Origin of the sequence: Pseudomonas salmasensis (assembly GCF_014268375.2) — a bacterium.
Lineage (GTDB): Bacteria > Pseudomonadota > Gammaproteobacteria > Pseudomonadales > Pseudomonadaceae > Aquipseudomonas > Aquipseudomonas salmasensis.
The window spans coordinates 5,100,202-5,119,506 of sequence record NZ_CP077083.1; the positions used below are offsets into that span (position 1 = coordinate 5,100,202).

Annotated in this window: 17 protein-coding genes and 1 pseudogene; 11 read left to right on the forward strand and 7 right to left on the reverse strand. The window is 57.7% G+C overall.

Translation table 11 applies throughout. The annotated features are described in order from the left end of the window. The first annotated feature begins 139 nt into the window (after positions 1-139). Both HU731_RS22855 and HU731_RS22860 read left to right on the forward strand, forming a co-directional pair. On the forward strand, positions 140-1,213 hold the full coding sequence (locus HU731_RS22855) for a serine hydrolase domain-containing protein (RefSeq protein WP_186606180.1): 1,074 nt from the start codon (positions 140-142) through the stop codon (positions 1,211-1,213). Next, on the forward strand, positions 1,210-1,524 hold the full coding sequence (locus tag HU731_RS22860) for an amidase (RefSeq protein WP_186605657.1): 315 nt from the start codon (positions 1,210-1,212) through the stop codon (positions 1,522-1,524). Before HU731_RS22855 ends, HU731_RS22860 begins: the two co-directional genes overlap by 4 nt. Before the next feature lie 98 nt (positions 1,525-1,622). On the opposite strand, the gene HU731_RS22865 is transcribed toward HU731_RS22860, so the two are convergent. The 5 genes and pseudogenes from HU731_RS22865 to HU731_RS22885 all read right to left on the reverse strand — a co-directional run. Next, entirely contained in the window at positions 1,623-2,012 is a 390-nt protein-coding gene (locus tag HU731_RS22865; RefSeq protein ID WP_186605659.1) for a hypothetical protein, read from the reverse strand. 96 nt (positions 2,013-2,108) lie between these two features. After that, positions 2,109-2,498 carry a hypothetical protein gene (locus HU731_RS22870; RefSeq protein WP_186605661.1) on the reverse strand — a complete coding sequence of 130 codons (390 nt, stop codon included), beginning with the start codon at positions 2,496-2,498 and terminating at the stop codon, positions 2,109-2,111. Positions 2,499-2,980: 482 nt separating this feature from the next. Further along, positions 2,981-3,325, reverse strand: a complete 345-nt coding sequence (locus HU731_RS22875) for a hypothetical protein (protein WP_225931508.1) — start codon at positions 3,323-3,325, stop codon at positions 2,981-2,983. 41 nt (positions 3,326-3,366) lie between these two features. Beyond that, entirely contained in the window at positions 3,367-4,785 is a 1,419-nt protein-coding gene (locus HU731_RS22880; protein ID WP_186605665.1) for a PAAR domain-containing protein, read from the reverse strand. A gap of 227 nt (positions 4,786-5,012) precedes the next feature. Next, positions 5,013-5,228 (reverse strand): annotated as a pseudogene (locus tag HU731_RS22885) (DUF3077 domain-containing protein); the annotation flags it as partial. Between the two features lie 381 nt (positions 5,229-5,609). Between HU731_RS22885 and HU731_RS22890 the strand changes: the two are divergent. Continuing rightward, a complete protein-coding gene (locus HU731_RS22890; RefSeq protein WP_186605667.1) occupies positions 5,610-6,467 on the forward strand; it encodes a hypothetical protein in 858 nt (285 codons plus the stop codon). A 51-nt stretch (positions 6,468-6,518) separates the two neighbouring features. On the opposite strand, the gene HU731_RS29005 is transcribed toward HU731_RS22890, so the two are convergent. Then, positions 6,519-6,620 (reverse strand): hypothetical protein, encoded by a 102-nt coding sequence (locus HU731_RS29005; RefSeq protein WP_437180722.1) that lies wholly within the window; start codon positions 6,618-6,620, stop codon positions 6,519-6,521. A gap of 531 nt (positions 6,621-7,151) precedes the next feature. Between HU731_RS29005 and HU731_RS22900 the strand changes: the two genes are divergently transcribed. The 8 genes from HU731_RS22900 (at position 7,152) to HU731_RS22935 (ending at position 16,086) form a co-directional block, all read left to right on the forward strand. After that, positions 7,152-8,006 (forward strand): hypothetical protein, encoded by an 855-nt coding sequence (locus tag HU731_RS22900; RefSeq protein ID WP_186605675.1) that lies wholly within the window; start codon positions 7,152-7,154, stop codon positions 8,004-8,006. A 686-nt stretch (positions 8,007-8,692) separates the two neighbouring features. Then, positions 8,693-9,013, forward strand: a complete 321-nt coding sequence (locus HU731_RS22905; protein WP_186605677.1) for a hypothetical protein — start codon at positions 8,693-8,695, stop codon at positions 9,011-9,013. Positions 9,014-9,254: 241 nt separating this feature from the next. Next, a complete protein-coding gene (locus tag HU731_RS22910) occupies positions 9,255-10,433 on the forward strand; it encodes a M20 aminoacylase family protein (protein ID WP_186605679.1) in 1,179 nt (392 codons plus the stop codon). A gap of 169 nt (positions 10,434-10,602) precedes the next feature. Then, positions 10,603-11,913: a citrate-proton symporter gene (locus HU731_RS22915; RefSeq protein ID WP_186605681.1), complete on the forward strand. Its 1,311-nt coding sequence runs from the start codon at positions 10,603-10,605 to the stop codon at positions 11,911-11,913. Further along, a complete protein-coding gene (locus tag HU731_RS22920) occupies positions 11,910-13,349 on the forward strand; it encodes an amidase (protein ID WP_186605683.1) in 1,440 nt (479 codons plus the stop codon). The genes HU731_RS22915 and HU731_RS22920 overlap by 4 nt, the downstream gene beginning before the upstream one ends. Positions 13,350-13,413: 64 nt before the next feature. Next, entirely contained in the window at positions 13,414-14,172 is a 759-nt protein-coding gene (locus HU731_RS22925; RefSeq protein ID WP_186605685.1) for a helix-turn-helix domain-containing protein, read from the forward strand. Positions 14,173-14,345: 173 nt separating this feature from the next. Beyond that, positions 14,346-14,927: a YceI family protein gene (locus HU731_RS22930; RefSeq protein ID WP_186605686.1), complete on the forward strand. Its 582-nt coding sequence runs from the start codon at positions 14,346-14,348 to the stop codon at positions 14,925-14,927. A gap of 1 nt (position 14,928) precedes the next feature. Next, positions 14,929-16,086 carry a phospholipase D-like domain-containing protein gene (locus HU731_RS22935; protein WP_186605688.1) on the forward strand — a complete coding sequence of 386 codons (1,158 nt, stop codon included), beginning with the start codon at positions 14,929-14,931 and terminating at the stop codon, positions 16,084-16,086. A 19-nt stretch (positions 16,087-16,105) separates the two neighbouring features. Here the strand turns inward: HU731_RS22935 and HU731_RS22940 are convergent, their stop codons facing one another. Beyond that, positions 16,106-19,075: an autotransporter domain-containing protein gene (locus HU731_RS22940; RefSeq protein ID WP_186605690.1), complete on the reverse strand. Its 2,970-nt coding sequence runs from the start codon at positions 19,073-19,075 to the stop codon at positions 16,106-16,108. Between the last annotated feature and the right edge of the window lie 230 nt (positions 19,076-19,305).

The window sequence follows — 19,305 nt, forward strand, 5'->3', positions numbered from 1 at the left end:
GTCCAAAGTCAGGCTATGTAGCCTCGGTGTCAGCTCCATGAAGTTACGGTGACGGTTGGATGACAGGCCCCTTGTCGCAAATCTGTCACTGGCGTGAGCTAGGCTCGCGGGCTTGAATGCCCCCCTTGAGTTCGCGTCCATGGTCCGAGGCCTGTTGTGCGTTGCCCTGCTGTTTGTCACCGTGAATGCCCGCGCTGAAATCTGGCCTGAAAAGGAGTGGGCCGTGGGCACAGCCCTCGCCGGTCCCGCTGTCGATGCCTTGGACGCCTACGCTTTCCCACCCCGCGACGATGCCACCCGCAACGGTATTCGCACCGATGCGTTGCTGGTCATTCGTGACGGCGAAATCATTTATGAACGCTACGCCGCGCCCACCACTGCCAGCACGCCGCACCTGACTTGGTCCGTCAGCAAAAGCCTGATGGCTACCGTGCTGGGCGTGGCCTATGGGCAAGGCCGCTTCAAACTCAGCGACCCCGCTGCACGTTTCTACCCGCCGATGAAGCAGCATCCCAAGGTGAGCATGGCCGACCTGCTGCACTGGGCCTCGGGGTTGGATTGGCAGGAAGACTACGAGTACGCCCCATTGAAATCTTCGGTGGTGGCGATGCTCTACACCCGTGGCCACACCGACATGGCGCAATTCGCGGCGGATACCGAGGCCGCTGCCCCCCCTGGCCAGGCTTTCCGTTATTCCAGTGGCGACAGCAATATCCTGTCCGCCGCGCTCAAGGGCATGCTCGGCCACAAGGCCTACATGAACTACCCGTGGGACGCGCTGTTCCAGCCCCTGGGCATTCGCGACGCAACCTGGGAAACCGATGCCGATGAGACGTTTGTCGCCTCGTCTTATGCCTACCTCACGGCCCGCGATCTGGCACGAGTAGGGCTGCTGATGGCGCGGGATGGGCGCTGGGGCGAGCGGCAACTGCTGCCCCAGGACTGGGTCGCCTTCAACCGCAGGCCCTTCGACCGCTACGAAGCCGGCCAGGATGAAGCTGTGCCGGGCGGCCATTGGTGGCTCAACACCGGCGCCCCCCGACCCTGGCCCGACGCACCGGCCACCACCTTCGCCGCGCTGGGGCACTGGGGCCAGGCGCTGTTTGTGCTGCCTGATGAACACCTGGTGATCGTGCGTTACGGCGATGATCGCGATGGCAGTTACCGGCATAACGAACTGCTCCAGCGCGTGCTGGCGGCGGTGCGCTCATGATTCGTCGTCATCCGTTCATCAGCGTTTTACTGGTGTTGTTTATCGCACTCTTGGGCTGGGTTTGGCATGAGCGCGTCAACCTGCAAGCCTTCCCCGACATCATCGCGGCGTACACGGCCAAGGAGTATTGTTCGTGCCGGTATGTGGCCAACAACCCGGCGCAGTATTGCCTGGGGTATGTGAAGCAGTACGTGCCGATCAGTGCGTTCACTGACTCGCCGGAACGCAGTGAAGTCACGGCGAGTGGGTTGGGGCGTACGCATACGGCAAGGTGGATGGGGAACCGCCAAGGCTGCCGCCTGACTCCCTGACACCCCGATCACCCCCGCTCCCACAGGGGATATGCGCTGGCGGACGCAATGGCGCTGGTTTTTTGCTGATGTCGGACCTCGGTTGAGGCCCGTTTGAGCTACCTGAACTTCACAAGCATGGCGGCAACTACCCCCCATGTGAATGACGTGAACATCAGCGTCATATTGACGATCAGACGCCGTTTCAGACGAGCTGGAAATGTTTCGATATCAGCAGGATTTACATCACCGGTAAGAACATAAGCCCTCGGCCACACGACCATCCCCGCGATTTTTGATATTTCCAAGAGTGACCAAATCAAGCCCCGTTTTCCCAGGCTATCTCCCCAGAGGTAGATATACCGACTGTTTTTCAAAGCCTCCTTTAATGCGTCCAGATGACGGTGGCTCAGGTGCAAACTATGAGCGATCCCGGCAACTGCGAGCAGACCTGGGGCTCCCAAAACAAAGATTGCAACCCAGGGAGGCCAAGTGTCGATGCTCATCATGGTTGAGTAGCCTCTGATATTTAGCTGGCGTTAACCATACTACTACCGTCATGCCCCAGCGCTGCGCGAGGTTGAGACCGGACGCTGAGAGTCGCATTAGCTACCTTTTATCACCGCACATACGACTGCTAGCCAGACGCCGCTACCCCACATCGACATCGTCATTATTTTCAGTCGAAGTTTGAGATAGAGCGGGAAGCTTTCAAGGTCGCTGGGGTCTAGTTCTCCGGCGCGAAGCGATGCCCTCGGCATCAGGATCATTCCGGATATTTTTGACATTTCCAATAGAGACCAAATCAAGCCCCTCCTACCCAGACTAGGCCCCCAGATATACATATAACGGCTGTTCTTCAAGGCCTCCTTTATGGCGTCCAAGTAGTGGTGGCTTAGGTACAGACTGTATGCCATACCTGCAATCGCAAGCAGAGCCCAGCCACCGATGACTATGATTGCTAACCATGTGGGCCAGGTGTCGAGAATGGTCATGGATGGGCAACCTCGTAAATGATCATCTCTCCGATAGTTTCTTCAGCTATCCCGCCACCTGTCGTACCCATCCACGCCCCAGCACCTACAACAGCTGCGACACAGACAACCCCTCCAATGCTTGAGGAGACGCCCAGCGCAAAGCAAATCGGGCCACTGGCAACTCGGGCTGCGCTCCCTCCCCACGCGCTAACACCAGTAGAAACACCAAATTTTCCTACCTCCGTGAACTTGACCCTCTCGCAAGCCGCCCCAGAGCCCCCATTACAGACCTGCTGAATAGCCAGCAACGAAGACACGCCGCCAAGGCCAATACCAATATAACTACCCGCCTTCATATACTTCGTGGCACGGCTGACCGCCTCCACATGCGCGGCATACCCCGGAATCTGCCTCGGCCTCAGCCTTACCCTAGTGATATACCCCATGGCGGCTGGGCATACTGAATGCTGGCCTCCAGCACTCAGTAGCCATCCACCAAGTTACTTAAGCGCCTGTAACATAGATATAACTGCTAGCCAAACGACACCGCTTACCAACATTGCAAAATCAATTTTTAATAGAAACTTCAGATAAGGAGGAAAGTTTTTTATATCACCAGAGTCTAGATCTCCTAGCTGAATATACGCCCTCGGCATCATTATCATCCCTGTGATTTTTGCTATTTCTAATAGAGACCAAACCAAACCTCGTTTTCCTAGGCTCGGCCCCCAAAGATAAACATAGCGACTATTCTTCAAAGCATCCTTTATGGCGTTCAAGTGGCGATGGCTGAGATAAAGACTGTATACAACACTGGCAACTCCCAGCAGGAATGGGCCAGCCACAAGCCAGATACCTACCCAAGAATTCCAAAACTCCTCCGATATCATGGCAAGGTTTTCTCATACAACTTCTCTCCTAGCTCTTCGCCTTTCATACCTCCGACAGTCGTTCCCAGCCAGGCGCCAGCTCCCACAACAGCCGCAACGCAGACAAAACCACCGATACCAGTAGAGACGCCAAGCGCCAAGCAGATGGGGCCACTCGCTGATTGGGCGATTTTTCCAGTCATATAACCACCAATAGTAGACCCACCAAATTTTCCACCTTCAGAAAACTTAACCTTCTCACACGTTGCAATCGAATCGCCGGTACATATCTGTTGAATGGCCAAAACCGACGAAACACCGCCAATACCAATCCCGATGTACCCGCCCGTCTTCATGTATTTGGCAGCCCGACTCGTCGCCTCCACATGAGCGGCATACCCCGGAATCTGCCCCGGCCCACCCGCCTTGTCCCAGTGATGCACCAAGCTGCGACTGGATATACCCAGGGCCGTTTTCAACTTGGGATGATCGCCTAGGGTGGTCTGCCCGCGCAGGCGGGTGGAGTTGAGCAGATGAGCATCCAACTGGTTCATCAACCGTTGGCGATCAGCAAAGAACTGCGGTGATCTAAGGTGCCCGTGCTGCCGATAGTTGTCCTGATGCAGGCGCTCCATGGCCTGGAGCGTGTCGCGCAAGTTGCTCAGGTGCTTTTCCATCACCACCGCACTGACGCCGAGCCAGGTTGAGGTATGGCCGATGAAACCGGCGATTTCAGCACCGTGACGATACAGAAAGTCAGCCTCGTCCGGCGTCAGATCCTCCAGAGATGCGCTGACGTGTTGTGCAGCCTGCATCAACTGAGCTTCTTCATACGTGCAGAAGGTGTTTTTCGGGTCGCTGAGCACGATCATCGAGCCGGCTTTGACGTGCCCTGTGTTGGGATTCAGCGATTGAAAGTTGCGCATTACAGCCGGGTCGAGCGTCGGAAAAAGTGTGGCCTCTAGCGCCTCGCGGCTCATGCTTTTGGGCACGATATAAAAACCTGGTTCCTCGCCTATGAGCGCTTTAAATGCGGCAAATGCGGATTGGGGCGACTCACTTGGCTGGTTGGACGTGCGTTGAGAGGGGGCTGTCCAGTGGGTTGCTGGCTGGACCGGCTCAACGGCCAGTCTGTTGGCGCTCACAACTGAGCCACCTCTGCTGTGGTACTTGCCGAGTAACACCGATGGAATCAGCTCGGCTTTACAGGGACAGCCGCTGTAGCTGTCCAACGTACCGGCAATAAGCCGGCCATTGCTTTGCATGAAAGAGATGCCGCCGATGATCTTGTACGTTTGCCCATCCTTGCCACAGGTGACTGGGTCACCTTCGCACGCACGAAGACTGCCATGCATATGGGTCCTTTGATCTCCGTCCAGTACTTCCCCGCCGCAACTGGTTTTATCACCTTGGCGGACGAAATAACCTACGCTCATTTTTTTGCCTCTTATCCATGTTTTTTGGCCGTACTTCCCTGCTCGTCCCGATAAGAAAACTGACGCGTAACGCATTTCAATCGAGGCAAATGAGTAAGGAAAATTCAGTAGCAAGCCAAACTCTGGAGAGGGATTTACTTAGGGTAAAGTCAGACGATTCCGTGAGTTTCGTCGTATAAGTCCGATGAAACTGCGGCGCCCGATGCCGTGCACCGGGCGCGTATTACTTACTGCACAGGTGGAGTGCCAGGCTGCATCGCCAGCAGCAGGTCATCGATGATGGCCTTGCCCATTTCGCCCAGGTAATGCGAGGCGAATGCGAACTTCTCGGCCCTTGGGTCCATGGCGGCTTCAAGGGAGAGCATTTTTGCGTAATAGAGCACGTGAGAGGCGTGCTCGAGGGCCTCCACAAGCGGAACCCCGGCGTTGACGCGGAGCAGTCGCTCAGGTCATGGACTTTGTAACCAGCGCTGGTGTTGGAACGTGCCTAACGCAATCGCTCACGATGTAGCGCGTATTGAGCTTGGATATGGCTGTTAGCTGCGAAGCGACGGTTCACCAAGCGCTGCGGCTCGTGGGAGCTGGCCGGGTCGAGCAGTGCCCTTATTCACAAAGAGAGCGGGTTTAATTAGAGAGTCTAGTAATAAGCCGTTGGCAGCTGCCGGTAAAAAACATTCGTTTGGGATTGATATGTGTTTTTGTAATTGATGTGGGTTGGGTTTATTCGAAATTGATATGCGTAACTGTTAGATGTGACAGTGGTGCCGATTTAATGTGGGGTTGATACTCTTGCTTGTCATTCATTTTCGTAATTGGAGGAAGTTATGAAAACGTGGGCTTATTTGTATGAAAAAGAGGTGCTTCATGGTTTGTCTGTGTGTGAAAGTGTGGAGATTAGAAATGATGAAAGTATGCCGGATGAAAATACTTTGGAGGTGCAAACGTTTCTGGAGTCCGTTCGGCTCGGGACGCCCCTTGCTGAACTAATAATAAAAGACAATGTTTTTTACCCAAAAAATAATCCTGATGCCTTTATAAAAGGATGGGTAGAGTGTCGAGCGGATGTTGACAAAACGTGGCGCCAGGTCGACGGGGTTTTTATGAGCGCAGCAGCGTTTGAGAAATTCAAGGAGCAAGGCCCCTCAGCCATACCAAGAAATCCAAGAGTTCAAGAGTTTTGCGTGTTTAACTTTACGGGTATGGATAACTTTTTTCGGTGTAAGATTAAGGTTGATATAGATAACTATACGCCGGCTGATGTGAGGCGTTTGATTGTTGCGTACTATGATGGAAAGATTGATATCGGGATTACTTCTAATGCGGGTGCTCCAGATGGAGTGAAGCGTTACTATCGTTCGATAGAACGGATGGTCTATACTAATATTTTATCGTTGGCTGATATTGATAAGGATATAGGTGGCGTAGGTAGGTACAAGTATGCAAGGTCATTGTATCCGGTTGTCTCGCTCGTCGACTATATTGCGAAGAAGATACCTGAAACTAACAAGGTTCCGCTACAGGATGACAGTAAGCTGTTTTCTGAGTATGGTCTTGATCCAGGGTTCCCGATTATAGCGGACTGGTCGCTTGATCCTGCGCCACAATGGAATTTGGATTTGAGTAGTATTAGAGATGATTTTTTATGGGATTTTCTCACTAAGATTGTGGATGAAGCAGTCTGAATCGTTAGTTATAGATCCATAAGAAGGGTTAAATCTCTACAGTACAAGTATCTAGACACCCGATGCAGTGTGCCGGGCGTGTACTACTTGTTGTGGAGTTTGACTGCCAGACTGCATCGCCAGCAGCAAGTCATCGATGATCGCCTTACCCATCTCACCCAGATAATGCGAGGCAAACACGACTTCTCCGCCTTGGGGTCCATGGCCGCTTCAAGCGCGAGCATTTTTGCGTAATAGAGCACGTGATAGGCGTGCTCGAGGGCCTTCACAAGCGGAACCGCTGCGTTGACGCGGAGCAGTTGCTCAGGTCATGGACTTTGTAACCAGCGCTGGTGTTGGAACGTGCCTAACGCAATCGCTCACGATGTAGCGCGTATTGAGCTTGGATATGGCTGTTAGCTGCGAAGCGACGGTTCACCAAGCGCTGGGGCTCGTGGGAACTCGCCGGGTCGAGCAGTGCCCTTATCCACAAGGAGAGCGGGTTTAGTTAGAGAGTCTAGTAATAAGCCGTTGGCAGCTGTCGGTAAAAATCATTCGTTTTGGGACTGATAGGTGTTTTTGTAATTGATGTGGGCTGGGTTTATTTGGAATTGATATGAGTAACTGTTAGATGTGACAGTGGTGCCGATTTAATGTGGGGTTGATACTCTTTTTTGTCATTTATTTTTGTAATTGGAGGAAGTTATGAAAAGGTGGGCTTATTTGTATGAAAAAAAAGAGGTGTTTCATGGTTTGTCTGTGTGTGAAAGTGTGGAGATTAGAAATAATGAAAGTATGCCGAATGAAAATACTTTGGCGGTGCAAATGTTTCTGGAAGCCGCTCGGCTCGAGGCGCCCCCTCTTGAACTAGAAGATAATAGTTTTCAGCCAAAAAATAATCCTTATGACTATATAAAAAGATGGGTAGAGTGTCGAGCGGATGTTGACAAAACGTGGCGCCAGGTCGATGGGGTTTTTATGAGCGCAGCAGCGTTTGAGAAATTCAAGGAGCAAGGCCCCTCAGCCATACCGAGAAATCCAAGAGTTCAAGAGTTTTGCGTGTTTAACTTTACGGGTATGGATAACTTCTTTGTGTGTAAAATTAAGGTTGATATAGATAACTATACGCCGGCTAATGTGAGGCGTTTGATTGTTGCGTGTTATGATGGAAAGATTGATATCGGGATTACTTCTAATGCGGGTGATCCAGATGGAGTGAAGCGTTACTATCGGTCGATAGGTCGGATGGTCTATACTAATATCTTATCGTTGGCTGATATTAAAGAGGGTATAAAAAACGGAGGTAGGCACAAGTATGCAAAGTTGTTGCATCCAGCTGTCTCGCTCGCCGACTATATTGCGAAGAGGATGCCTGAAACTAACAAGGTTCCGCTGCAGGATGACAGTAAGCTGTTTTCTGAATATGCTCTTGATCCAGCATTCCCGATTATAGCGGACTGGTCGCTTGATCCTGCGCCACGGTGGAATGTGGATTGGGGTGATATTGGAAGTGAGTTTTTAGAGGACTTTCTCACTGAGATCGTGGATGCGCTAGTCTAAATCCTTCATCGTATATCCATGAAAAGGATTAAGTACTCTACAGTATAAGAATTTAGACGCCCGATGCAGCACACCGGGCGTGTACTACTTGTTGTGGAGTTTGATTGCCAGACTGCATCGCCAGCAACAAGTCATCAGTAATGGCTTTTCCCATTTCGCCCAAATAATGCGAGGAGCAGCGACGCCGCAAAAATTAATCTTATGAATGCGCCCTCGCAACCGGTGGCAAATGGCTGTTGCGGCGTGGGATGAGCCGACCCGTTTTCTACGCCATGCTGTCGCACAGCATCGGTATATCGAGTCATCGCAAAGTGGGCGTAGGCGCTCAGGTCATGGGCTCTGTAACCAGCGCTGGTGTTGGAGCGTGCCTGACGCAATCGCGCACGATGGAGCGCGTATTGGCAGCGAAGCGACGGTTCACGAAGCGCGGCGGCTCTTGGAAGCTGGCCGGGTCGAGCAGTGCGTTTATCTACAAGAAGACCGGGTTTAGTTAAATAGTCGACTAATAATCCGTTGGCAGCTGCCGCTAAAAACGTTCGTTTCGGGACTGATATGTCTTTTTGTAATTAATGTAGGTTAGTTGTATTAGGAATTGATATGCGTAACTGTTAGATATGACAGTGGCGCCGGTTTCGGGTGGGGTTGATACTCCTGTCTGTAGTTAATTTCAGTAATTGGAGAAGGTTATGAAAACTTGGGCTTATTTGTATGAGGTAGCGGCGGTTCATGGTTTGGTTGTATGTGAAATTGTGGAGGTTAAAAATGCTGAACGTATGCCGGATGAAAATTCTTTGGAGGTGTCCTTGTTTCTGGACGCCGTTCAGCGCGGGCTTTCCCTTCCTAAGCCAGGAGAGGATCCTTATGCCTTTATAAAAAGATGGGTGGAGTGTCCAGCTAATGTTGACAAAACCTGGCGCTGTGTTGATGGGGTTTTTATGAGTGCCGCAGACTTTGAGAAATTCAAGGTGCAAGGTCCTTCAGCTGTGCGAAGGAATCCAATAGTTTAGAGTTTGTAAGTTTTTGGATATAGATAGCTTTTTTGACCTCATGCCCGGTAGCGGTAGGTTAGTTACCAGTTTATTTGCTGACCCCTTATCGGGCGAAAATTGAATGGTCGAACTGCTCAATAGCCGGCCCTGAGGTTCCACAGGGTGGAACCACCTTTGATTGTCCTCACGCGCACATCGCGCTTAGCTGTCGATGTGTTGCCAACAAGAACGGGACCACCCGCCTGTGAGGAGAATCACCATGCGCCCGCACCAGCACATCCTGGATTGGCTCAGTGACGTTGCCAGCGACTTGCACGCTGTGCGTCACGATATCCACGCCCACCCCGAACTCGGCTTTGAGGAGAACCGCACCTCAGCGCTGGTCGCACAGTCACTCAAGGAGTGGGGTTACGAGGTGCACACCGGCATCGGCAAGACCGGTGTGGTCGGTGTGTTGCACAACGGCAGCAGCCCACGCACCCTGGGCATTCGTGCCGACATGGACGCCTTGCCCATCATCGAGAACACCGGCGCGGCCTATACCAGCCAGCACGCCGGCTGCATGCACGCTTGCGGCCATGACGGCCACACCACCATGTTGCTCGGCGCCGCGCGTTACTTGGCGGCGACGCGGCAATTCGACGGTACCTTGAACCTGATTTTCCAACCCGCCGAAGAAGGCCAGGGCGGCGCCGAGGCGATGCTGGCGGACGGTTTGCTGGAGCGCTTCCCGTGTGACGGGCTGTTCGGCATGCACAATATGCCGGGCCTGCCGGCGGGGCATTTGGGCTTGCGTGTCGGGCCGATGATGGCCTCTCAGGATTTGCTCACCGTGACGCTCGAAGGCGTAGGTGGCCACGGCTCGATGCCGCATTTGACCGTGGACCCGCTGGTGGCGGCCGCCAGCATGGTCATGGCTTTGCAAACGGTGGTGGCGCGCAATATCGACACCCAGGAAGCCGCCGTGGTCACGGTAGGCGCCCTGCAAGCGGGGCAAGCCGCCAACGTGATTCCCCAACAAGCCCTGCTGCGCCTGAGCCTGCGAGCGCTCAACCCCAAGGTGCGTGAACAGATGCTGGAACGGGTCAACGCGATCATCCAGACCCAGGCCGCGAGCTTCTGCTGCACGGTGCAGATCGAACACCGCCCGGCCTACCCGGTGCTGGTCAACCACGCCGAGGAAACCGAATTCGCCCGCCAGGTCGGCGTGGCCTTGCTCGGTGCCGACGCCGTGGATGGCAACACCCGCACGCTGATGGGCAGCGAAGACTTCGCCTGGATGCTGCAACGCTGCCCCGGCAGTTACCTGTTTATCGGCAACGGCGTGTCGCGGCCGATGGTGCACAACCCCGCCTATGACTTTAACGACGACATCCTACTGACCGGCGCCGCCTATTGGGGCGCGCTGGCCGAGAGCTGGCTCAAGCCAGCCGGCTAACCCGAACCCTTGTAGGAGCGAGCTTGCTCGCGAAAACCGTTAACGCTGACGCAGCGCTTTCAGGTAGCCCGTGTCGCCTGCGCGTTTTTCGCGAGCAAGCTCGCTCCTACAGCAACGTCTTTTTCTGCCGCTGGACCCTTTCCCTGATCGGTTGAATGGAGTGTTCCTCATGCAGACTGCAAAACCTGGTGTCTCGCGCACCCGCCAAGTGGTGGCGGCGGTGATCGGCAACGCGTTGGAATGGTATGACTTCATCGTCTACGGCTTTCTGGCCAGCATCATCGCCCGGCAGTTCTTTCCCTCGGAGGACGAGTACGCCTCGCTGCTGATGGCGCTGGCGACCTTCGGCGTGGGCTTTTTCATGCGTCCGGTGGGCGGCATCCTGTTGGGTATCTATTCTGATCGCAAAGGCCGCAAGGCGGCGATGCAGTTGATTATCCGGCTGATGACCGTGTCCATCGCGCTGATCGCCTTCGCGCCGAACTATGCCGCCATCGGCATGGGCGCGCCGTTGCTGATCGTGGTGGCGCGCATGCTCCAGGGCTTTGCCACTGGCGGTGAGTACGCGAGCGCCACGGCATTTCTGGTAGAGAGCGCGCCAGCCCATCGCAAGGGCTTGTATGGCTCCTGGCAATTGGTGGGGCAGTGCCTGGCGGTGTTCGGTGGGGCGGCGATGGTGGCGTTGGTCACGCATTTCTTTTCGCCCGAGACCCTCGACCTGTGGGGCTGGCGCCTACCGTTTGTGCTGGGTTTGTTGATCGGCCCGGTGGGGTTGTGGATTCGTCGGCACATGGAAGACCCGGAAGAATTCATCGAGGCGCGCAAGCAAGCCACCGGCCCGGCGCCGAGCCTGATGCAAGTGCTGCGTGAGCATCGGCGCAGTATTTTGGTGTCGATGGGGCTGGCATGCGGCGCGACGGTGTCGTTCTACGTGGTGCTGGTGAACATGCCGACCTTCGCCCACAAGAACCTCGGCCTGCCGCTGGACCAGGTGCTGATGGTGCAGATGTTTGCGGTGGCGCTGATGACCGTGGTGATCCCCTTGTCCGGCCTGCTCTCGGATCGGTTGGGGCGGCGGCCAGTGCTGATGGCCTTCACCCTGGCGTTTTTCGTGATGGTTTACCCGTTGTATGCGTGGGTGGCCGCCGCGCCGTCCATCGAGCGCTTGCTGGTGATGCAGGTGATGTTGTGCACGGCGATTGGCGGGTTCTTCGGGCCAGCGCCGACGGCATTGGCCGAGCAGTTCCCCATTGAGGTGCGCTCCACCGGCGTGTCGGTGGCCTATAACGTGGCGGTGATGGTGTTCGGTGGTTTCGCGCCGTTGATCGTGACCTGGCTGAGCAAAGTGCTGGGCACGCCGGTGGCGCCCTCGTTTTATGTATTGTTCGCATGCGTGCTGACGCTGCTGGGCACTTACTGCATGCGCGAGGCCCCCAGGGCGAGCAAGCCGTTGCCGTTTTCCAGAGAGGTGAAGCCTTGAGTATTGTTGATTGGGATGCCACTGAACTGTCGCGGGCCATTCATGGGCGGCAGGTGTCGTGCGAGGAAGTGATGCAGGCGTACCTGGCGCAGATCCAGCGCTTTAACTCCGGCGTGAATGCGCTGGTGTCGTTGCGCGACAGCGAGGCCGTGCTGGCCGAGGCGCGGGCCTGCGATCGTGAGTTGGGCCAGGGCCACTCCCGTGGCTGGATGCACGGCATGCCCCAGGCCATCAAGGACCTGGCGGCCACCCAGGGCTTGCGCACCACCTTGGGCTCACCGCTGTTCGCCGAGCATGTGCCGGGCGAAGACGCCATCAGCGTGGCGCGGGTACGGGCCAGTGGTGCGATCATCATCGGCAAGACCAACGTGCCGGAGTTCGGCCTGGGCTCCCATACCTACAACACGCTGTTCGGCACCACCACCAATGCCTATGACCCGCGCCTGGCGGCCGGCGGCAGCAGCGGCGGGGCGGCGGTGGCCCTGGCGCTGCGCATGCTGCCGGTGGCCGACGGCAGCGACATGATGGGCTCGTTGCGCAACCCGGCGGCGTTCAACAACGTGTTCGGCTTGCGCCCCTCCCAAGGGCGGGTGCCCCACGGGCCGATGCCGGAGCTGTTCGTGCAGCAATTGGGCACCGAAGGCCCGATGGGTCGCAGCGTGACGGATGTAGCGCGGTTGCTGAGCATCCAGGCCGGTTACGACCCCCGCACGCCGCTGTCCTCCCAGGCTGATTCGGCGCTGCTGGGCCAGCCGTTGCAGCGTGACTTCACGGGCGCGCGCCTGGGTTGGCTGGGGGACTACAACGGTTATCTGCCGATGGATGATGGCGTGATGAGCCTGTGCGAAGCGGCGCTGGAAGATTTCGCCAGCCTGGGCTGTGAAGTGCACAGCTGCCAACCGGACTTTTCCATGGCGCGCCTGTGGCGCTGCTGGCTGGTACACCGCCATTGGCTGGTGCACGGCAACCTCGGCGCGGCCTACGCCAACCCGCAAAAACGCGCACTGCTCAAACCCGAGGCCCAATGGGAAGTGGAGGGCGGCCAGGGTTTGAGTGCCCAACAGGTGTACCAGGCGTCGGTAGACCGCAGTGAGTGGTACCGCGCCTTGGCCAAGTTGTTTGAACGTTACGATTTTCTGCTGTTGCCCACCGCCCAGGTGTTCCCTTTCGATGCACAACAGCCGTGGCCACGCCTCGTCGGCGGGCGTGAAATGGACACTTATCACCGTTGGATGGAAGTGGTGATTGGCCCGACCCTCGCCGGTTTGCCAAGCATGAGCATTCCCGTGGGCTTCAACCAAGGCTTGCCCATGGGCCTGCAAATCATTGGCCCGGCCCAGGCCGACAGGGCCGTGCTGCAATTGGCCTACGCCCATGAACAACTGACCCGATGGGTACAACGTCGCCCGCCGGCGAGCCTTGCAACGACCCGCTGAGCGCTGACCGGGCCTGTATCTTGCTGTGAAAAAAGATCATCCACCGGCAACAGGGAGATCGAACATGGAGACAGGCACCGTACGCTCGGTTGAGCGCGCACTGGCAATCGTCGAGTTGCTGGGCGAGCACCAGGCCCTGGGGCTGGAAGAGCTGCACTACCTCACGTGCCTGCCCAAGGCCACGGTGTCGCGCATGTTGCTGACCTTGCAGGAGCAGGGGTGGGTCTACCGCGGCCTGAGCGATCGACGTTACCGCCTGCGTGCCCGGCGCTTGTTCGGCGATACCCAGCAACGCCTCAAGCGCCAGGTGGTGGAGAGCGCCGCGCCCTGGTTGCTGGAACTGAGCGAGCGCACCGGGCTGGTGGTGGATTTGTCGTGCTTCGATGGCGAGCGCCTGGAGGTCATGGAAAGTGCGATCCCCAGCGTGTTGCGCAAGCTGTACCCGAACAACTGTCAGATCGTCGGCCAGTACGCCAGCCTGTTTCACTCGGCGATGGGCAAGGCGTGCCTGACGCAATTGCCCGTTGAAGAGGTGCAGCGTCTGGCGGGCCGCGATCATGTCGCTGCGGACGAGCAGGTGTATACCTGCGAGCAAACCCAGCACCAAGGGTTTGGCCAGCGCACTGAAGGCTATTGGGAATACCCGGTGCGCCTGCCGTTTCTGATTCGCGCGGTGGCCTTGCCGGTGCAGGCCAACGGGCGGCTGGTGGGCAGCATGGCGCTGCACTGGCCGATGCATCAGGCGCCAGTGGAGCGCGTATTGAACCTGCACATGGCCAGCCTCGAAGCGACGGTGCGCGATGTGCAGCGGGCGTTGATCTGAAGTCAACCACCGAACCCTGTGGGAGCTGGCTTGCCTGCGATAGCGGCAGGTCAGTCACCATTGTTGCTGGCTGTGCCGCCGTCATCGCAGGCAAGCCAGCTCCCACATTGGATTTGCGCCGCTTGTGAGATTGCGCTTAAGGTTCGTGCAGGTTTTTTGCCCCATGAGTTTCTATGTTCAATCTCAAACCCCTGGCCTTCACGCTGCTGACGTGTGCCGCCTTGCCGGCCCACGCTGACTGGTACCTGGATAACGAATCCTCACGCCTGTCCTTCGTCACCACCAAAAACACCGAGATAGCTGAAGTGCAGCGCTTCCTGGTGCTGCATGGCAAGGTCGACGCCAAAGGTGCGGCGCAGTTGGAAGTGGAACTGGAGTCAATCAACAGCGGCATCCCGCTGCGCGACGAGCGCATGCGTAAAGAGCTGTTCGAGATCAAGACCTTCCCCGAAGCGCAGATCAGCGCGCAGATCAATCTGCAGCCCATCAATGACCTGGCGTCCGGCGCGCAGCTGGAATTGCGCCTGCCCCTGAGCGTCACGCTGCGGGGTAAAACCCAGACCTACAGCGCCGAGCTGTTGGCCACGCGCCTGGATGATCGACGCTTCCAAGTGGTGACCCTGGAACCCGTGATATTGCACGCCGAAGATTTCGACCTGGCGCCGGGTGTAGCCGCCTTGCGCAAGGCGGCAGGGCTCAAGTCGATCAGTTTGTCGGTGCCGGTGGGTGCGGTGCTGATCTTCACGGCGCGCTGACATGAGCGGCGCGGTGTTCCCATGGCGCAGCGCCAATCAGTTCGAATTGCTGATCGACGGGCCGAATTTCTTCCCGCAGATGCTGGTGGGCATCGCCCGGGCCGAGCAGCAGGTTGACCTTGAGTTGTACCTGGTCGAAGCCGGGGCGTGTGCCGAGGCCATGGTGCAGGCACTGGTGCTGGCCGCCGAACGCGGCGTGCAGGTACGTTGCCTGTTCGACGATTACGGCAGCCTGGCGTTTACCCTGGGGCTGCGCAAGCGCTTGACCGATGCCGGCGTGGCGTTGCGCTTTTACAACCGCCTGAATTGGCGGCGCTGGATGCGCAATCTGTATCGCGACCATCGCAAGTTGCTGCTGATCGACCAGCGCATTGCGGTGGTCGGCGGCACCGGCGTTACCGATGAGTTCTGGACGCCGGGGCAAGACACCGCCGACTGGCATGAAGTGATGGTGCAAATCAGCGGCCCGCTGGTGCTGGACTGGCAGGCCCTGTTCGACCGGCAATGGCACGCTAACGCCGCGCGCCGTGAATGGAAACCGGCGACCCATTTCGGTTTGGCCCGCTTGCCAAAGGTGCCCGCCACCGGGCCGGGGCTGGGCCGCGTTGCGTATGCCGACGCCCGTCAGCACCGTGACATCCTGCAATCGTTGATTCGCGCCTTGAACAGCAGCAAATCGCGTATCTGGCTGGCGACCCCGTACTTCCTGCCCACCTGGAGTGTACGCCGTGCCTTGCGCCGGGCGGCTGGGCGCGGTGTGGATGTGCGTTTGTTGCTCACCGGCCCGCGCACCGATCACCCGTCGGTGCGTTACGCCGGGCACCGCTATTACCCGCGCCTGTTGCGCTCGGGCGTGCAGATCTTCGAATACCAGCCGTGCTTCCTGCACCTGAAGATGGTGCTGGTGGACGATTGGGTGAGCATTGGCTCATGCAATTTCGACCATTGGAATCTGCGCTTCAACCTGGAAGCCAACCTGGAGGCGCTGGACCCGCAGTTGACGGCTGCGGTGGTGGGCAGTTTCGAAGCGGACTTTGCCCAGAGCCAGGCAGTGAGCCTGGCAGCTTGGAAGGCGCGACCGTTGTGGCGTCGGGTGAAGCAGCGGGTGTGGGGCTGGATTGATCGGTTGGTGGTCAACCTTTTGGATCGGCGGGGGTAAGACCTGCGCCTGAAACCGCTCAAAACTGCAGCGAATATTGCGCGATGACGCTTTGATCCAGGGAGCGTTCACCGCGCTGTTGCTTGAAGCTCAGGTCGATGGCACTGGCACGGCTCAGACGTGCGGTAGCACCCAGCTCCAGGCGTGTGCTGAGGCGATCCAGCGGTGCGCCGTTGACGCGCATCACGCGCCCGCCATCCCAGGCCGCCTGGGTGCTGGGTTGCAGGTCGCCGCTGGCGTGGGTGTAGGCCAGGTCAGCGCGCACTCTCAACCACGACGGGCCGAGTTGCGTCTTGCCCAAATCGAGGTTGACCCGCACACCGCCGGTGGCCAGGTTCACGCTTTCCTCAGAGCCTTTGCCACGCAATGCCAGCGTACCGCCTTGTTCGTTGTAGCCGTCGCTGCGCTGTTGAACATTGGCCAGTTGCAGGTACGGTTGCCACTCCCAGAAGTCATGGCTGAACGTGTAGTTAGCTTCGGTAAAGGTCTGCACGGTACGGCTGGCGTACTTGGCGGACAGGCGGTTTTCTACGCCGGGAAAGCTCACGCTGCGTTTGGTGTGGACCGCGTGTTGCGCGTAGGCAATGCCGCCATACAGGCCGAAAGCGCCCCAGGTGTGGCCAACATGCAGGCCTAGCTGATAGGTGTCGATGCTCGCCTTGCCGCGACGCCCGGCCTTCACCTTACTGCTGTTACTGCCGGCCACTATGCCCAGGTGTGTGCCTTGTTCCAGGTGGTGATCGAAGCCGACCAGCACGCCGGTGCCGCTATGGGATGTGCGGGCGGTGCCGTCACCGCCCGAAAGTTGCCCGGACTGACGGGGCAGTTGTACCCACACACCCTGATTTAGCTCCGCGGGGCGGGCCGAGCGGCTTTCCTGTGCCGTGCGCTGGCGGTCGAGCACCGACTGGCGCAACACCCGGCTGTTTTCGATCAGCGTCGCCTGGGTGCTGGCATGCAGTTCGCCGCTCAACTGGTCCAGGGCCGCAGGGATTTGTTCGGGAAACAGCGCCGTCAGGCGTTTGAGCAGCGGCGTGGGCTGGGTTTGCGCGTCGGCGGCGCCAGCGACGGTGTGCTGGTTGGCGGTGCTCGCCGCCGATACCAATGACCGGCCACGGCCGAATTCCACCAGCAAGTCATTGCCCTGTATGACCTGGGAAACGCTGAGAAAGGGCGAGAACTCCCGGTGGTCGATTGAGGCAAACTCGCCGTTCACCGCCTCTTTGGCCTGCAGAATGCGGTAACGCTCGCCCAGGGGGTAGCTATTGGGTTGTGCGCTCAGGTACAGCGTGCCTCCCCTGATCAGCGCCTGGTGACTGACTTGCAGGTTTGCCGGGCCTGCCTGGGCCACCAGGCCAGTCATCAGGGTTGAATCGGCGGCTTGCTGATAATCCCCCTCCACAGCCAAGGTCCCGTTCAGGCGCAGGACGCCACCGTCGACCCTTACGTCGCCCTGGAGGTGGTTGGTGCCGTCCAGTTCCAGAACGCCTTGCTTGAGGGTGGCCCCGGCGAAGCTGTTATCGCCGCTCAGGCGTAGCCAGCCGGTGCCGATTTTTTCCAGGCGACCGGGGCCGCTGATATCGTTGCGCCAATCATCCCAGGCGCCACCTTGCCAGCTGATCGCGCCACCGGCGTGGTGCTCCATGTTCACCCGCGTATCAACCCGAAGCTGGCCAGGGCCGTCGATGGCTTTTTTCAGGTTCATCAGGCCCCAGCCGTAGACCTCGTCTACACCTGGCTCGCCGAGGTCGGTGGCGGTGGTCAGCAGCACGTCGCGGATTTGCGGGTTGTCGAGGTAGGGGAAGCGTTCCATCAGCAAGGCGAGGCCACCGGTAACGTGGGGGGCTGCGGCGGAAGTACCTGAGGCCGTCATGTAACCGAACTCCGGTTCACTGCCGGTGACGGTGAAACCGTCGACCTCTTCATCAGGTTTGTAGTGATTGACGGTGTGCGCTGAACCGCTGACCCGGGGAGAGGTGATATCGACTCCAGGCGCCGCCAGGCACCAGTTTTTACTGAAGCCGCAACGGGAAGAATCATCGCTCAACGTCAGCGCCTGGTTCACGTTGACGACGGTCAACCAATAGGGTTCCAGTTGCGTAATTGCACGCGGCAAGTTGGGATGAAGCCCGGGCTGCGGCGGTGCTTGAGCCGCGTCGATTTCGGCGTTGCCCGCTGACCACACTTGCAGGATGCCGTATTTGATCGTGGCATCAGCAATGGCATTGAGCTCTTGATAAGCGCGCGATTGGGTATGACTCAATAAAAGGTCCAGCTCTGCTCCATCCGCAGGTGATACGTCTGCGCCCCAACTATTATTGACGACGCGCACACGTTGCGCGTGCAACTGCGCGTAAGCGGTCTCGACCGCCTCCGGGCTCGGAAAGGGGACGCCCAAGGGGAGCACCAACGAAGGGGGCCCACCCAGGTAGGTATTACTGAATCTGCGCACTGCACTGACGTTGGCCGCGTAGGCGACGCCATGTACACCGGTTCCATCACGATTGGCGAGTGCCGATCCAGCGACATAAGAGCCATGCGTGTCGTATTGAGCACCCACGCTTTGCAGATAGTCATCCATTTCCTCTCGGGTAAAGATCTGGTCACCTTCGGCAATCAACTCCTCCAGCGCAACCAATGCTTGCTCCGGCAGTGAGTCGATAACATCCACGGCGGCACGATCGCCCTCGGTGAAGAAGCAGCCATCGTCCAGCACGGTTTCACTCACGCACCCGGGATCAGCCAGGCGCACCCCAACATTGGGCTTTGCCGCAAACTCGTCGTGGCGCAAGTCGGTTCCGGAATCGTAAACGCCAACTTGAACGCCCTTGCCACTCAGTCCTCGCGCATAAGCGTAATCAGCGCCGACTGCACCCAGCCCCCAGTTATTCTTGAACTCTTCACTGCGCCAACTGGCCGCGTCGTGCAGCCTGCCTTGTTCGATATAGCTCGCAGCATCAACCTGCGTACCCGCCAGGCAGGCAAGCACACAAAGCGCGGTAGCATTTAGCGTGAACGATGATTGAATCAGCTTTTTTTTAGCGCCCACTCGGGCGTTTGTCGTGGGTGACATAGTCCACACACCTGTACATTAAATTGAGCTGACAGGGTGGACGAGTAGAGCGGGGGAGTACTGTAGGGTCAGGCTTGGAGTGAAGAGTGAAAGCTGACTTATTGCCGCTTGAAGCGGAGCAGGGCGCAAGCCGCCTCTTCAAGCAA